Annotated in this window: 10 protein-coding genes and 3 pseudogenes; 10 read left to right on the top strand and 3 right to left on the bottom strand. The window is 69.8% G+C overall.

The genetic code is table 11. From position 1 onward, the window contains the following. Window positions 1-12: 12 nt before the first annotated feature. Window positions 13-273 (top strand): TraR/DksA family transcriptional regulator, encoded by a 261-nt coding sequence (locus ACZ5ID_RS35655; protein ID WP_468906617.1) that lies wholly within the window; start codon window positions 13-15, stop codon window positions 271-273. Between the two features lie 325 nt (window positions 274-598). Beyond that, window positions 599-844, top strand: a complete 246-nt coding sequence (locus ACZ5ID_RS35650) for a hypothetical protein (protein WP_468906572.1) — start codon at window positions 599-601, stop codon at window positions 842-844. A gap of 616 nt (window positions 845-1460) precedes the next feature. Here ACZ5ID_RS35650 and ACZ5ID_RS35645 read toward each other — a convergent pair. Then, complete coding sequence (locus ACZ5ID_RS35645; RefSeq protein WP_468906569.1) at window positions 1461-1607, bottom strand: hypothetical protein; 147 nt, start codon at window positions 1605-1607, stop codon at window positions 1461-1463. 764 nt (window positions 1608-2371) lie between these two features. Between ACZ5ID_RS35645 and ACZ5ID_RS35640 the strand changes: the two genes are divergently transcribed. From ACZ5ID_RS35640 to ACZ5ID_RS35625, 4 genes and pseudogenes are all read left to right on the top strand, one after another. Then, window positions 2372-2884 carry an RICIN domain-containing protein gene (locus ACZ5ID_RS35640; protein ID WP_468906567.1) on the top strand — a complete coding sequence of 171 codons (513 nt, stop codon included), beginning with the start codon at window positions 2372-2374 and terminating at the stop codon, window positions 2882-2884. Window positions 2885-3285: 401 nt separating this feature from the next. Next, window positions 3286-7536 (top strand): SGNH/GDSL hydrolase family protein, encoded by a 4251-nt coding sequence (locus ACZ5ID_RS35635; protein WP_468906565.1) that lies wholly within the window; start codon window positions 3286-3288, stop codon window positions 7534-7536. Between the two features lie 91 nt (window positions 7537-7627). Beyond that, window positions 7628-8188: pseudogene (locus ACZ5ID_RS35630) on the top strand (FAD-binding protein); the annotation flags it as partial. Between the two features lie 469 nt (window positions 8189-8657). Then, a complete protein-coding gene (locus ACZ5ID_RS35625) occupies window positions 8658-9086 on the top strand; it encodes a hypothetical protein (RefSeq protein WP_468906623.1) in 429 nt (142 codons plus the stop codon). A 121-nt stretch (window positions 9087-9207) separates the two neighbouring features. Here ACZ5ID_RS35625 and ACZ5ID_RS35620 read toward each other — a convergent pair whose 3' ends face one another. Beyond that, a complete protein-coding gene (locus ACZ5ID_RS35620) occupies window positions 9208-9552 on the bottom strand; it encodes a metal-sensitive transcriptional regulator (RefSeq protein WP_468906563.1) in 345 nt (114 codons plus the stop codon). Between the two features lie 1476 nt (window positions 9553-11028). On the opposite strand from ACZ5ID_RS35620, the gene ACZ5ID_RS35615 reads away from it, so the two are divergent. The 4 genes and pseudogenes from ACZ5ID_RS35615 to ACZ5ID_RS35600 all read left to right on the top strand — a co-directional run bounded on the left by ACZ5ID_RS35615 (window position 11029) and on the right by ACZ5ID_RS35600 (window position 14520). Further along, window positions 11029-11619, top strand: coding sequence for an ALF repeat-containing protein (locus tag ACZ5ID_RS35615; RefSeq protein WP_468906561.1), 591 nt, complete (start codon window positions 11029-11031; stop codon window positions 11617-11619). Window positions 11620-12147: 528 nt separating this feature from the next. Beyond that, the gene (locus tag ACZ5ID_RS35610; RefSeq protein ID WP_468906559.1) at window positions 12148-12561 is read left to right on the top strand and encodes a hypothetical protein; all 414 of its coding nucleotides are present in this window, start codon (window positions 12148-12150) and stop codon (window positions 12559-12561) included. A gap of 114 nt (window positions 12562-12675) precedes the next feature. After that, a pseudogene (locus ACZ5ID_RS35605) lies at window positions 12676-12994 on the top strand (GNAT family N-acetyltransferase); the annotation flags it as partial. A gap of 149 nt (window positions 12995-13143) precedes the next feature. Further along, complete coding sequence (locus ACZ5ID_RS35600; protein ID WP_468906557.1) at window positions 13144-14520, top strand: SMI1/KNR4 family protein; 1377 nt, start codon at window positions 13144-13146, stop codon at window positions 14518-14520. Window positions 14521-14741: 221 nt separating this feature from the next. Here ACZ5ID_RS35600 and ACZ5ID_RS35595 read toward each other — a convergent pair. Continuing rightward, window positions 14742-15335: pseudogene (locus tag ACZ5ID_RS35595) on the bottom strand (alpha/beta hydrolase); the annotation flags it as partial. Window positions 15336-15728 lie beyond the last annotated feature (393 nt).

Here is a 15728-nt window from a genome sequence, read left to right as displayed (position 1 = left end):
GACTACGACGGAATCGTCGCGGCGAACGCCCTGGTCGCGGTCGACGACGAGCACGACCCCGAAGGGGGCACCACAGCCTTCGAGCGGGCTCACGTGGCTTCCCTGATGGCGGCGGCACGCGAGCACCTGGCAGAGCTGGACCGGGCCCTGGAACGGCTGGAACGCGGACAGTACGGGCGGTGCGAAGCCTGCGGCGGGACGATTCCGCCCGAACGTCTGGAGATCCGTCCGGCCGCGACCCACTGCGTCGGCTGCGCGCGGACCGGCCCATGATCGCTGCCACGCCCCGCCTGACGCTGGCGGACGCCCAACTGTCCCGCTGGTCCCCTCCGGAAGAGCCTGCCCCGTAGCCCGCCCCGACCCCGAGCGTGGCCCGCTCCTCCGCCGGCCGCGTATACAACAGCCTCGCCATGAGTCGCCCGTGAGGGCTTGTCGCGTGCCTATCAAGTCATTGGGTCCACGGGACGGCCCTGGGAAGGACCGTTGTCCGGTCAGCACGACCGTCCCAGCCGTCCTGGTCGTCTGCGCATGCCAGCGCCGGGCTGTCTGCTCACGCGGGGTGCCTTTAACGAGCGGCTAACCAGGTGACAAGTAACTGGTGTCCACGAGGCAGCCGTACCTGACCGGGGTGGACATGTGGGTGTCGCCGTCGAAGGACGGATACCACCCGGTTCAGGCCCAGGGCCTCGGCGAACGGGGCTCCGAGGACCTCGGCAGCGTGCTCCGTCGGCCAGGGCTCGGCCCGGCCAGCGCCCGCGACGCCGCAGTCGCCGCCCGGGCCGAACCGGACCTGGCGGGCGGTGTCGGAGGGGGTGTGCATGCGGGGTCCTCCTGTATCGGATGACGGTGGTGTCGTGGCGCCGATGGTCCGCGACCGATCATCCGGTTCCCCGCTCGGCCCATCAACGCCAAGATCTGCAATCTCCGATAACCAGGGCTTATGGAAAGCCCTGACTGCCGTCGCGAGCGCGTGATTTCGCAGCAGATCCGGGGGTGCTGCGGCTCGCGGCCCGATCAGACCGGATGGACGCCAACCGCCGGAGAGTCTGTAAATACTGCGGCGTAACTGGGTGTGGCGCGGCTGGAGTTGCCCTGGGGGATGAGGCGCCGTCGAAGGCCAGGGCGAAGGCGGTCATGGCGCTTGCCAGTGTGCATGGCCCAACGCTTACGGCTGGCGCATGTGCTTCGTGTGATGCGGCCTGGGTGCGCGCCCCGCGCACGCGGCGGCCGGGCTGCCCTGGGTACTGCGGCGGCGCTTCCCCGTGCCGCCGGAGATCGAGCGTCGGCCGGCCGTACTCGAAGAGGGGCCCGGAGCCCTCATGGGCGCGCCGGTACGTCGGGATAGCACATGGCTCCGGTTTTCCGGAGCGGAACGGGCGTGCCGTCAGGCCACCGACGGCACGCCGTCCACCCCCTACCGGTGCTGTGGCTCTGTCGGTGGCCAGTGGCAGGGGAACCTTTCAGGTGGCTTTCTGGGAGGCGGCTGCGTCGGGGTGCAGGTCGTCGAGGGTGAGTTGGTGCGCGGGAGAATCGGGAAGGGCGATCTGGCGGCTGAGGCGGAGGTCGGGGCCGACGTGGAGGAGCCAGTGGGGGTTGTCGTGGCGCATCGCCGTCGTCGACCGGAACACTCACGTCGTGCAGGGCACCGGCGCGAAATCATCACGTACGCCCCCCCCGCACGGCCACGTACGCCACCCCGTACCCGGCGCACGCCGACATCCGGCGGTGTGTGATCGAACTCGTCCAGCTGGGCGGGTCGTCCGGCGACTGCCCCGGCGGCCGGTCGGGGATGCTCGGCGAGCGGCGGTCGGCCCTCTCGGCCGACGGACGCCAGGGTGTGGCACTTGTCCACGCCCCGCCCGCCCCTCCTCGCTCCTGCTGGACGAGCCGAGCTCCCACCTGGACGCCATCAACGAAGCGGCGCTCACCACCGTCCTGCGGGAGGCCGCCGGGGAGTGCGCCCTGCTGGTCATCGTGCACCGGCGGTCGACCGTGCGCCACGCCGACCGGATCGTCGTCCTGAAGGGCGGCCGGGCCATCGCGCGTGGCTGCCACGAGGAACTGCTGTCCACCTGCCTCGCCTACCAGCCTGGTTGCCGCCAAGACCCTCGCCCTCGGCCCCGCGCTTCTGCCCCGAGGGCTGCGCCCGGGGCCGGTGGGTGACCGCCGGTCGTTTCGGCCCGCGCCGCGCCCGCCGGGCGCGGGAGCCGATCTTGTCCTGGGACGCCCTCGGGACAGCCGCCCCTGGCGAGCGGGACATACCGCACCGGAGGATGCGACGAGTCCGCGACAACCGAGCCGGGCCAACTGGCCGTCGGCGTGGCGAGATGCACCGGCGCGGGCGGTGTCCCTCTCTGATGAAAGGCGTGTCATGCGCAAGCCAATGGCGATCCTGTCGGCGGTCCTCCTGGCGCTGGGCTTCCACACGGCCATGGCCCCGGCGGCCTCGGCGGCCGGCCCCAACTGGGGAGAGCTCCTCACTCCGGTCGGCCCCGGCACCTGGTACCCCGGGAAGTGCGCCACCCCCCAGGGCAACAGCACGGCCAACGGGACCGTCATCACGCTGTGGTCCTGCACCGGGGACGAACTGCAGAAGTGGGACCACGACGGCTACCAGATCGTCCACAAGGCGAGCGGGAAGTGCCTGACCCCGCGGGGCGACGCCTACGGCACCAACGGCGCGGTGCTCACCCTGTGGCCGTGCGACAACAGCGGCGGCAACCGCAGTCAGCAGTTCTGGTCGGACGACTGGTCCATCAAGACCAAGTACTCGGACAAGTGCCTTACCAACAAGGGCGGTTCGGCCGGCAACGGCACCTACCTCACCCTGTGGACCTGCGCCTCGGACTACCCGCCGGAGCAGCACTGGCTGATGCGGTACTGACAGCGGGGCGGGGCGGCGGCGGGGACGGCACCCCGGCCGGCCGCTCCGCCGGGGCAGCGCACCCCGTGACCGCCCCTGGGTGAGCGGTGGGTGCGTTCATCGAAGATCTGCCGGCCGCACCGGATGTGCGCCCGGCACAGTGCCCACCCGCCCGGCGGACAGCCCCGTGCAGGCATGGTCCCGCCGGGCGGGTGAGCACGGCTGTGTCCGAGCGGGCACAGCCCCCGACCGACGAGACACGGGGGAGTCCTCTTGTGAGATCCATTCGACGGGCCTGCATACCGGCCGCCGCGGCGGCAGTCTGCGCGGCTTTGACCGGGGGCCTGCTCCAGGCCGCTCCCGCGGCCGCCGCGCCGGCCCGCTCCGCCGGGGACCCCCCGCCACCCGGCCCTTCCCTACGCGTGGAGAGTCCGGGCGAGACGCTGGGCGAAGGCTGGAAGACCTCCGAGGACCGCGCCGTGACCGGTGCGGCCGACGCCAAAGCCTTCAAGATACTCGTCGCCGACGAGGCACGGGCGTACGAGTGGAAGACGGTCGCCGCGCTGGCCGAGCCCGGGGTGCCGGCCGACTCCTGGATCGGCAACCAGTGCGTCATGGACGACTCCCATGTGGCCGCCGTCTACGCCCCGCGCGCTTTCACCAACAAGCCCGACCTGATGCAGGGCGGTGCGTTCACGGCGATCGTGAACACCCGGACGGGCGAGGTGACGAAGCTGCCGTTCACCGCCACGCTCGCCTACTTCGACCCCTCCTGCAACACCGTCACACACACGGCTGCCTTCACCCAGTACCGCGACATGAACGACCAGGCGCAGGTGAAGACGCGGGTGATCACCGTGGACACGGCCGGAAAAACGGTCACGAAGACGGGTGAGCTGCGGGGGCAGGTGTCGTCGGCGGTCCCGGTGAAGGACGGTGTGGTCGCCGGGCTCGGCCGTGATCTCGTCCAGGTCGACGGCAAGGGGAAGATCCGCCGTCTCGCCCGGGGCGACAGCATCCCCTTCGACATCCGCCCCCTGGCGGACGGCCGGATCGGCTTCGTGGACCGCAAGGACCTGACGACCGCGCGGGCGAAGGTGTACGGCGGCCGCGGCGAGCCGCTCACGCTCGCCACCGGGCGCCTGGGCGACCTGGATCTGGCACCCGGCGCGCAGGGCCGCGCCTTCCTCACCGGCCGCCCCCGCGACGTCAAGCTCGCCGGGAGCGGGGTGACCCGGCTCGACGCGCCGGCCGACACCGACGTCTCCTCCCGCGGCCACCTCGCCGTCGCCCCCGTCCTCACCCCCGGAATCCGCGCGGGGCTGACCCGGATCAAGGCGGCCGGGAAGGACACCGGCCGGCCGGCCGAGCCGGAGGCGGGGGTGCGCTCGCGTTCCGGGACGGCGCCCGCGACGTCGGACGACGACACCGCGGTGACCATCACCTCGACCGCCACCGTGACGGGCAAAGAGGTCCGCCAGCAGGTCGCCCCGACGGAGCAGCCACCCGCCCAGGGGCTTTCCCCGGCCCTGACCGGCGACGCCCGGCCGCGTACGCTGCCGCGCGCGACCGCGGACGCGACCGTCTCCCACGATCCGCGTGACACCGACCGCTGGTGCTCGGTCTCCCGCAACGACCTGGACGTGCAGGCACTCCAGCCGACGGCCAACCAGGTTGAGTGGGCGGTGGACATGGCCGTACGCGGCGAGCTGCGCGGCAACTGGATCCGCCAGGGCGACTACCGCGGCCAGACGGGGCTGCTGTCGATCGACCCGCAGGGCCTGTTCCCCCGCCCCGAGCTGAAGGGGGGCGGCAAGATCCCCGTCAATGTGCTGCTGGGCATCCTGGCGCAGGAGTCCAACCTGTGGCAGGCCGAGTCCGGCGCGGTCCCCGGCCAGATGGGCAGCCCGCTGGCCGCCGTGGACGGCTACTACGGCCACAGCACCAAGGACACCTACCTCGGCTACTGGCGTATCAACTGGGACAAGTCCGACTGCGGTTACGGCGTCGGACAGGTCACCGACGGCATGCGCCTGAAGGGGCACGAGAAGGCCGGTGAAACGAGCCTGGAACCGGCGCTGCAAAAGGCGATCGCCGTCGACTACGCCACCAACATCGCCGCCTCCATGAAGATCCTCGCCGACAAGTGGAACGAGGTGCACGCCGACGGGCAGCGGATCACGGTCAACAACGACGACCCCGCCCGTATGGAGAACTGGTTCACGGCGGCCTGGAACTACAACCTCGGTTTCAACCCCCGGTCGTCGGCCGCGCAGCACGGCGGCAGCTGGGGTCTGGGCTGGTACAACAACCCCGCCAACCCCATGTACAAGAAGGGCGCCTGGGACCACCCGTTCATGGATGTCAGCATCGACTCGAAGAACATCCGTGACGCGGCGACCCCGCAGTACTGGCCGTACGAGATGAAGGTGATGGGCTGGTCCGCCTGGTCCATCGATACCGGGTTCTCCTACGCCACGGACGGCCGCCAGGACTGGAAGGGGGAATCGGGGTTCTCCTCCGCCGGCTTCAACCCCGCCTGGTGGGCCACCTTCGAGGACCGCTCCCGGGTCAGCCCGCCGATCGGCACCTTCTGCAACACCAAGAACAACTGCAATCCCGCAAGCCCGATCGACTGCCCGGACGAGGCCTGCTACGAGCAGTTCTGGTGGAACCAGGAGAACGCGACCTGGAAGCCCGACTGCCAACAGACGTGCGGCCACGAGAACATCAAGTACCAGACCCTGCGTGCCGAGCCCGGCCGCGGCTACCGACTGAAGAACGGCGCCCCGGTGTGCACCGCCCCGGCGGGTTCCGACGTCGTCACCTCCGTCCCCACCGGCACCCAGACATGGTCGGCCTGCGGCAAGGCCGCATCGACGGGCACGTTCCAGTTCACCTTCAACGCCGACCGGGACCAGCACTACGAGGCCAAGGCCGATCTGCACTCGATCGGCGGCGGCCACGGCGGCCACTTCTGGTACACGCACACCCGTGACGAGTCCCACTACGGCGGCGACGGCAACCGGATGACGATCGAGGGGGAGTGGACAGCCGGTAAGAGCTATGACCTCGCCGCCGTCTATGCCTACGTCCCGGACACCGGAGCGCAGACCAGGGACGCGAAGTACGTCATCAGCGGCGCTGTCGGCGGCCCGTACGAGCGGTACGTCGACCAGGACGCCAGCAACGGCCAGTGGGTGCCGCTGGGAGCGTACAAGTTCACCTCCCCACCGAAGGTGACCCTGACGAACTACTCGAAGATGGGCACCGGCGACCGCGACATCGCCTGGAACTCCGTCGCCTTCAAGCCGATCAGGGGCACGTTCGTCCACCGCTCCCTGACCGCGGCCGCGGTCTTCGACCCGAACCAGGAACTGAACTCCAACTGGCCGGTCACGGACCTGAACACGCCCGTGCGGTCCATGAAGTCCCTCTATGACTGGGGGCTGGGCCTGGCCGACAGTGGTCCGCTGTGGGACAACCCGGACGGGGCCGACGCCATCGGGCTGTCCTGGCACAAGCGCTGCCCGACGGCCACCGCGGTCGGTGAGTGCACCGGGCAGCAGACGTGGGACGCGGCCGCCCAGTGGGCCAGAGACATCCGGGCCGGCGGGTGGGCTCCGCGCGCCGACGGCTCCGCCCCCGAGATGTCGATCCCGGTGTGGATGGCCATGGCCAACCCGCGCCCGGACGTGTCCAGGCCCGCCTCCCAGGCGTACCAGGACCCGAACAGCTACAAGATCAAGTCCGAGGTGAACGTGACGTTCGTGGTCGGCGAGGACGGCAAGATCGTCGACGGCAGCGCCGGGTCGAACTACCGGGCCCGCGTCGGCAACGCCCACCTGCCCCATTTCGTCACCAGGATCATGAAGGCGATCGAGGCGGACTACGGCATCCTCGCCCCGGACATCGACTACACCACCCAGGACGCGCTGGAGTACGGCAACGTCCAGACCTCCCACCCCTACACGGACGGGGACACCCCCGGGCAGGCGTACTTCCCGCACTTCCGCGGGGTACGCATCGACGATGCCAAGCAGTGCGTTGACGTCCGCGCCATCGGCGGTGGGGTGCACGGCTACCGCGCGATGATCGGCCACAAGTCGATCAACGACAACGTCCAGGCCTGGGTGGACAAGGTCAACGCGAGCCTGACGGCCAACCACGCGGTGAAGACGTTCGCCGGAGACGTCTACGCGCTGTTCTTCAAGAACACCGGAACATGGAACAACAACATGTGGGGCTCCATGATCGGCAACGCGCCCCCGATCTGGCAGGACATCGCCGCGGCCTTCTGCGCCGACGGGTCAGTGAAGCCGATGCACCTGATGAAGGACGACGACGCGACGCCGTCCAACGGCATCGTCTTCCAGTCCTACATGCCCGACCTGTACGTGTACGTCGACGACCGGATGACCGACAACCTCGGTCGCCCGTCGAACCACCGGATCAACAGCGGGGACTGGAGGAACTTCTCCAACGTCCCCGTGACCGCCCCCAACGGCAACGCCTACGGGCTCTGCTCGGCGGGCGGCCGGGGCAGCGGCGGCAATCCGTGGGTGGTCAACCTGCCGGCCCCGATCATCGGCGACGGCCCGGGGAACCGGCCGGGCAAGGTGGTGCACTGCGACGAACCGACCAACGAGTTCACCGTCAATCTCACGCGGTGACGGGGTGAGGCTGGGGTAGGGCGAGGAGAGACGGGGGGCGGCCGGTCGCGACGGGCCGCCCCCCCCTGTACTCGGCCGAGCCCTGGGCCGAGTGAGGCCTCTTTGGCCGTCGGGCCGGGACGCTGCGGTGAGCGCGTCGGCCCGTCCATCGGACAGCATCGTCGGGCAGTTGCGATCTGCACTCGGATCGAGGGTGCGCGCGCCTGGAACCGCCGGGTACGAAGACGCTCTGGCGAAGGTCTTCTTCCCCGAAGCCGCCCGTCGACGACCTGTATGCGTCGTGGCGCCTCGCACGGCCGACGACGTCTCGACCGTTCTCAGGGCAGCGACGGCGGCGGGAGCCCGGGTGACGGTGCGTGGTGGTGGTTTGAGCTCGAACTGTGTGGCCGACGGGGCTGTCATGCTGGACCTCTCGGAACACCTGGACGCCGCCCGTCCGGACGGAGATTGCGTGGTCGCCGACGGTGGGGCGACCGTGGCCGCCATCCTCGGGGTCCTCGCCTTGGCAGGGCGTGGGGTGCCGGTCGGCGTCGTCGGGCACGCCGGTCTGGGGATGGCCACCCGAGGGGGCGTCGGATATCTGACGAGGTCCCTGGGGCTCACCCTCGATCACCTTGTCGGGGTCGAGCTCGTGCTCCCGTCCGGCGACGTCGTCCACCTCTCGGAGCGGAGCTCGGGAGAGGAGGCCGACCTGTGGTGGGCGGTCCGGGGCTGCGCGCCCTGCGTCGGGGTGGTCACCTCCGCGGTGTTCCGGACCCACGAGATCGGCCCGGTCTGGGTCGACCGGGCGGTGGTGGGTCTGGATGCGCTCGCCACCTATTTCCGGGTCGCTCCCGGACTCCCGCGAGACACCACCATGAGTGCGGTCCTCGGCTACACCTCTCTGTCGCCGGACGAGCCGGTCCTTTTCGTCTACACCGCCTGCGCGAGCCGGCAGGACAGCGCTGTGGGGCGGGCCAGGTCTGCGACCTCAGCCGTCGTCGCCGGCGCGGGCTCGTCGCTGCTCTACCGCTCAGAGACGTCCGGGCGTTACCTGGCCGGGCTGCCCGAATTCGCCATCCCCGGTGTCAATGGCGCTGAGCCCGAACCGATCCGGCTGCCCCGGCCGGGGGACGGTCCGCGTGGTTCGTTCTTCGGCAAAGCGGTCTTCACCGGTCCGACGCTGGACGCCGTTCACCGACCCCGTCGCCGCGTTCGCCAACCTCCACGCCGCGCTGCGCCCCGGGGGCCGGCTGGCCTTCATCTGCGCGGCCGGGGCCGAGGCCAACGAGTGGCTCGCGGCCCTTGCCTCGCTGGAGGGCATCCTGCCGCTCGGCGGCTTCGGGGAGTCCGGCGGCCCCGGTATGTTCTCGCTCACTGATCCCGACCGCATCCGCGCTCTGGTGGTCGCGGGCGGGTTTGCCGGAGTCGAGGTGCGGCGCAGCGAGGTCCCGGGGAAGTGGGGCGCCGACGCGGCGGATGCCGCAGCTTCCTGCTGGACTCCGGGCCCGGGCGCCATCTTCTCGACCAGGTCGCCCCCCGGGAGCAGGCCCGGGTACGACAGGCACTGACAGCCGCCCTGCGCCGCCATGAGGCCGATGGCGCCGTGTGGCTGCGCAGCAGCTCCTGGCTGGTCACCGCCGTACGCGGCGAGGCCGCGCACGGCTGACGCTCGCTGCGGCCGGCCGCTGCTCAAGAGCGGACCATGCGGGCGATCGCCCGGGACGCTTCGGCGATCTGGTACTGGATCTGGTCACCGCCCTGGGCGATGGCGGCAGCGGCACAGAAGTGGAGGCGATCGTCCATCATCGTCACGGCGAAGGACTGCAGCGCTCTGGTGGCAGCGCTGATCTGGCTAAGGACGTCGATGCAGTAGGTGTCCTCCTCGACGAGGCGCTGTGGGCCCCGCACCTGGCCCTGGATGCGGCGCAGACGTTTGAGGACATCACCGTTGTGTCCAGACCGAGTACGGCCGTCCCAGCGAGGGCGAGGGCGGCAGTTGGACACCTGACCAGCACACGACATGGCAGCACGCATGGGAAGCCTGCCGCACCCTGGAACAGGCTGTGGTCGAAGAACCCGCCGACCTGCGGGTGCAGGCCAGCCCCCTGTGGAACAGGGGAGGGGTTACGGGCGCTTCCACTTGGTCCGCCGTAGGTGTTCGTGCCAGGCGTCGTCGAAGTACTGGTTGTCATAGGGCGAGCACCAGGTCCGCTGGTCAGAGCGCATTTGGAGCCTTGTACCGGTGCTTCGATGGCTTCCTGCTTCAGCACTTCCTGGCGGGTGTTGCAGCAGTCCTGGTCCGCATCCACCTCCTGCTTGAACGCGGTGCGTACGTACCCGCTGCGGTCCTCGGCCCGCACGGGCAGATCCTGCAGGGCGTCGCGGACGGGGAGGGAGAGGGTGTCACCGGGGGCGGCTGCGCGGGTCGGTGCGGCCTGGGCGGGGGCGGGGGAGAGCAGCACGGCAAGGGTGGTGAGGGCGGCGGCGAGGCTGATCTGGGAGCGGTGCATCCAGGCCTCGTTCGGAGAGCACCCACTAGTCGTGATCTTCGTACCGGGCCTGGACATACAAGGCGGCTGATTCCGGGTGCAGTTCACACGCCGGGGGAGGGAAATCACTTCATCCCGCGACGGCGCCCGGGCTGCCCGTCACCTGTCAGTCCGGCCTGCCCACCGCGTCCGCGGAGCCGTGGCGGTCGTCGTGAGGCGCGAGCGCGAGATCAACCAGCGTCCTCGCTGGCCCGTCCGTGCACAGCAGCGGGTCGCGCAACTCGAGCAAGGGTTGCCTCGCGTGCAGTCACGGCCGCTCACGTGGGTTCATGCCGACGATTTCACCGATGGGTCGGGAATCGTACCTGCTGATGGCTTGTTGGTCGGCCGTGCAACGACACCTGGATCCCCCGCACGGCGGCCGTGCCCCCCTGCGCCCGGCCGCGCACGGCCCAGCCTGGACCAGACGATCCTTCGCGGCAGCTCGCCCGTTCGGGAGAGCCCTTGCGTGAAGTGTCGAGAATCTCTGCACGCCTTGCAGATCCCGGCTCAGTGAACGCGCCTAAGTTCAGGGGGCGTTACACAAGGCAAGTGCGTCAATGACGCCGTGCGCATCCTGTGGACCTGTCTGGTTGGGAAAGAAGGAAACTACTTCTATGTGTACGCGACCGCTACCCGTATCGCTGCCACGACCGCCGCCCTACTCGGATTCGCTGCGCCCAGCGCGCGCGAGGTGATCGCGATGTCATCGGCTGCCCTTCGGGTCACCGTGAGGTTGCTGGTACGGGCGCATTCGGTGCCGACCACCGCGCCGGATGGCGCGCGGGTTTCGTCGCCCACAACGTGATCGTCAGACCAGCAGCAGAACTGGATGAAGTTTGCCGCGATCCGGCAATGAACCCTGGCGCCCTCCCATGTCGTGATCGTCGGGAAGGGACGTTCGCGTGATGGGGACTTGACCGTCCGGACCGCTCTGTGGGCCGGGCGCACGCTCGGCAACTACCAAAACCTAGGGGGATTCATGAAGCTGTACCGTGCGGCACTCATTGTGGCTACCGGCGCGCTGGCGCCTGCCCTGCTGCTGTCCACTCCGGTTCTCGCCGCCACCGGTTCGCCCTCGTCATCCGGCGCCGCCGCAGTCGGATCCACCGATGCCGACTCACCGTACGACACGATGTCTGAGGTCGACCTGCGGATCGCGGTCCTGCGTATCATCGCGGACCCCGCCACCGGCAGGGGTGTCAACCGCGAGGCGCAGAAGGCGCTCGACGGTACCGTCGACGACCTGCGGTACTTCCTGAAGACCGGACGCGCGATCGCACAGGACGAGGACAACACGGTCGCGATCGCGAGGATCCTTGCCCAGCCCACCTCGGGCAAGGCCGTGAAGCGCGAGGCGTCGAAGGCGCTTGACGGTACCGCCGCGGACCGTGCGTATTTCCTGCAGACGGGTCTGCGGCTCGCCCAGGCGGAGGACGACCGCGTGGCGATCTTCAGGATCCTCGCCGACCCGGCGAGCAGCAATGCGCTGCGCGCGGCGGCGCAGAAGGCAGTCGAGGGCACCCCGGAGGAGATGCGGTACTTCCTGGAGGTCGGCCGCTACCACGTCTGACCGACCGGGCCGCCTGCCATAGCGGTATGGCGGGCGGCCGTCGCTCTCTCTACGTCAGCGACCCACGTCGCGTCGCGGCGCTGCGTCGGCTCTCCTCCCGTTGCGGGACGGGGAGGTGCTGGAGGCCTGTTGGCGAACCCACCGCGGTTCCATGGCTGCCGCAGTGGCTGGGTATCGCTGAGGCGTCCTCGCCCGGACGGTCTGGTCCGCTGCTGGGCGTAGCGGTCTATCGGTCCTACCAGCTCCGCGACATCGACCGCGACATCGACGCCGTCACCGCCGGACTCATTCTGCCCTGGAGCCCGGGTGCGGTCGAAGGGCATGTCAATCGGATCAAGAGGCCGCCTTCCGGGGCGGCCCAGGGCGGCGGCTGCTCGAGGCGGGTGAAACCGCTCTGGGAGCAGCCAAGTTGAGCTGGCGAGTTTCGGCCAGCTGTCGGTAAAGCGATCATCTCGCGCCTCAGTTCGGCTGAGGCTGTTCTCTGGGGGACCCTTGCGTTTCAAGCACACTTTCGCTGCCTCTGCCGGCGTGGCCCTGGCCGCCGTGATCGTCCCGGCCGCCGCCACGCCCGCCGCCGCGGCCCCGCTGACCACCTCGGCCTCCGTGAGCGGGTCGGACCACACCTTCGCCGGCAGCGTGAGCATCGGGTGGCGGCTCCAGCCGTACCGCCTGGACCCGGTCACGATCAGCATCGAGGACGACAGGGTCGACGGCTACGCCATCGGTGCCCGTCTGATCACCAACGGCGAGAACGGCCACATCGTGTGGCGGATGCGGACCATCCCGTCGGGCCAGGACACGGCGTCGTGGACCACGTACGCCGAACCGGGTGGCTATATCAACAACGCCTATGTCGAGGTCTGCAAGATCAATGCGAGCACCGGGAACATCGCCTTCTGCCAGTCCTCCGAAGTGATGGACAACCCCTTCGACGACAACTGAGCCGTTTCGCTGGACTGGCGGGTCGTGGGCCCGGGTGCGCCGTTGACTGTCGCGTTGTGGCGCTGGTCGAGCCGTTCCGGCCAGTGTGTCATCTGTGCTCGCCACGTCGTCCGGCGCCGCGACGGGTTGGGCTACTGGCGCGCCCGCCCGACCGACCCATCGGCCACACGCCGATCTGGAGAAGGTAGTGGTCCACGTCTTGCCCACGGCCGTGGCGTCGGACGGGTAACTGACCGCTGCCTTGATCGCTGACGCGCGGGAGACGGGTACCGAGGTCCTCACCCTGGACGCCCGCGGCGACAACGCCGCCGCGTTGAATCTCTACCACTCGCTGGGATTCGCCGAATACGGCCCCCTTGCCTGGTCCGTCGCCGTAGGCGAACAACGCCACGACAAGGTCTTCTGCACGCTGGACTTCCGTCGGCAAGGCTGACCCCGGCCACGCCCGCCGCGGACGTCGCCGGCTCCGCCCACTGTGGTGGCGGCATCGACACCGGTTGCGGAGCAGGCGCCTCAGGCAGTACTGGTTTTACGGGATGCTCGCGGGGCAGGGTGTCCGAGCCTCCACGTACGGTCTCTGTCATGAACCATCACGAGAATTCCCGGTCTTCGATTGACGCGTTCGAGACCTGGGCGCCCCTGCTGCGACTCCTACGGGCGGAGAACGCCGACCGGCTCGCTGCCCCGGGCGGCCGGGTGATCGGCCGTATCACCCGGAGCGGCTGGAGCGTGCCACTGCAGCAGATGTGGAACGACGGTGTGCGGCAGGTGCACGACACTCTGGTGAGGGACGGCATCGGTGCCGTGACGTTCGTGATGGAAATGGAGACGACGGGACGCACCCGGCTCCACCTGCTCGTACCCAGCTCGGCGGTGGAGCTCGGCGTCGCGTTCAATCCGGGGGCGCTCGTCCTGGTCGAGGGCGCGCTCCCGGAGCCCTGGCGTCGCCTTCCCGAACCGACGCCGGGGGTAGTGCGGGCGCCTTCGGCGGACCCGGTGTTGCTCGAACGGACGCTGCGCGAGCGTCTGCCCGGCGCGGTAGGTGCCACCGAGGCCGACATCGCCGCGGCCGAGACGCGTCTGGGCATCGCCTTGCCCGAGGAGCTCAGGGCGCTCTACCGGGTGACGCGGGCCGAGTGGGCGGACTGGGACGGTGAGTACGAGGCACAGAGCCGTCATGCCGAAGCGGTCCGTTGTGAACTCTTCACCCTGCAGGCGTTGTACGTCGCGGAGGCGGCGACCCGCGAGTGCCCCTGGTACCACGCGGCGATGGAGACGGCCCGGACACGGCCTTCTGACGCCGTGCAGGGGTTGGCCGGCTCGCCGGGCTGGATCGCGTTCGGCGACAACGGGGGCGGCGACCGGCTTGCCATCGACCTGACGCCGGGTCCCCGCGGGCACATCGGACAGGTCGTCCTCATACCCCACGAGGAGAACCTAGGCGCGCGCCTCCTCGCGGACTCCCTGACCGACCTGTTGTTGGACCGGCGCGCGGCGGAACCCGGCCACGAGGAGCCGGACGCACCGGCGGCGGCGTCATCCGCGTACGCCCAGGAGAGCCTCCGGAGTGCCGTGCACCCCGGCTTGGAGGTACTGACTCTCCATGCGCGGGGCGGCCGGCCGGTCGGCCTCGCACCGCTCATGGGGCTGCCCCGACTGCGATCCCTCACCGCTCACCCCGGGACCCTCATCGACCCCCTGGAGATCGCGGGCCTCAACGGACTCGAATACCTGGAGCTGGGATCCCAGGAGTGGAACGTCCTCCTGGACGCCGAAACCGTCCCTTCGGGCCTGTTGGCCGCCGCCATCACGGGCCCGTTCGACGAGGATCCCCTGGCCGTCGCCGGCCTCGCCAACGAACTCCTGGCGCTGTGGGGCCGGCCCCGTATCGCCCAGAGCGTCGTCGAGGGCGACCTCGGCCCGGACGCCCAGGCCGACATTTCCGGCCCTTGCGGCTGAGCCGTGCCGTATGCAGTAAGAGGTGCAGTTCCGCGCGAGGAACGGTGATGAGCTTCAGTCACTCCTGTGGTCGTTCCACGAACGGCAGGTGACCGGTGGGGAGTTCGACGCTCTCCACAGCCGGGATGGCGGCGGCGAGCTGCCGCTGAAGGGCCAAGGGAGATGAGTGGGTCGGCCGTGGTGATCACGACGAGTGTCGGTGCGGCGATTTCCGCGAGGTCGCCGCGCACATCGATTCGGCGCACCAGGTCGACCTGGTCAGCGGTGCCGGACGGCAGGGTGGCCGTGAGCTGTTCCTCGGCTGCCTGGCCTGGGGGGGGAGAGAGAGAGTTGAGGGCGTCCTCGTTGAAAGCCATCAGGTTCAGGTAGCGGGCCGGCCAGGTGTGCTGATCGGACTCGTACAGGCCCTGCCAGACGGAGGCGGCCATGTCCGAACGCGTGTCGGCGTAGGCGAACGTCGCGCTCAACACGAGCGCGCTGACCCGTTCGGGATGGTGGGCGGCGAGGCGGCTCGCGACCGGTCCGCCGGGTGAGTACCCGCTCACCGCGAACGTGCCCAGCCCTTCGGCGTCGGCCGCCGCGACCAGTTGGGCCCACCAGCTCGTCGACGTGCAACGGCCGCTCTGATGAGGGGCTTTCGCCCGATCCCGAGAAGTCCACTCCGACGACGATGTGTGCCGCGACCAGGCTCTCCAGGGTCGGCCCGTAATTGCCCTCGATGCCTCCGCCCGCGTTACGGGCGAGGAGGAGCTCGGGGCCGGAGCCGCGCACGGTGCGGGCGAAGGCGGTGGGTGGGCGGCGGGTGTGGTGGTCATGGGCGGTTCGCTCGGGTTACGGCGCGGGTGCAGCCGGGGAGCAGCTTATCTTGAGTGATCGCTAAAGATGGTGACGCTCGGGACGCTGGCAGAGATCCTTCAGCGATCGCCACAGACGGAGGTACGTTTCCGTCGTGAGCAGCCAAGGGCCGCAAGGGCTGGTCGAAGCAGCATGAGGCGCGACGTGACGCCTTCCGCTGGCTGACCCGATACAACACCCGACGCCAGCAATCCCGCCTTGGTTATCGGCCCCCGATCACCCACGAGAACAACTTCCAGCCAGCAGCAACGACCGTGGCTAACTGGCCCTAACAAAGGCGTTGGACGTGGCGGTGGGTGATGAGGCAGACGGCGAGGCCGAGGAAGGCTTCGTGGATGTCGTCGCGTCGTTCC

Source organism: Streptomyces sp. NPDC031670 (genome assembly GCF_055580545.1).
The sequence above is the reverse complement of the archived record's forward strand: the minus strand, read 5'-3'. Positions and strand labels throughout refer to the sequence as shown.

What these genes read in the sequence shown, in the direction of transcription:
- ACZ5ID_RS35645 (WP_468906569.1), bottom strand. Translation starts at nt 1,607, where the DNA reads ATGCGCCACGACAACCCCCACTGGCTCCTCCACGTCGGCCCCGACCTC.
- ACZ5ID_RS35640 (WP_468906567.1), top strand. Translation starts at nt 2,372, where the DNA reads ATGCGCAAGCCAATGGCGATCCTGTCGGCGGTCCTCCTGGCGCTGGGC.
- ACZ5ID_RS35620 (WP_468906563.1), bottom strand. Translation starts at nt 9,552, where the DNA reads ATGCGTGCTGCCATGTCGTGTGCTGGTCAGGTGTCCAACTGCCGCCCT.
- ACZ5ID_RS35615 (WP_468906561.1), top strand. Translation starts at nt 11,029, where the DNA reads ATGAAGCTGTACCGTGCGGCACTCATTGTGGCTACCGGCGCGCTGGCG.
- ACZ5ID_RS35600 (WP_468906557.1), top strand. Translation starts at nt 13,144, where the DNA reads ATGAACCATCACGAGAATTCCCGGTCTTCGATTGACGCGTTCGAGACC.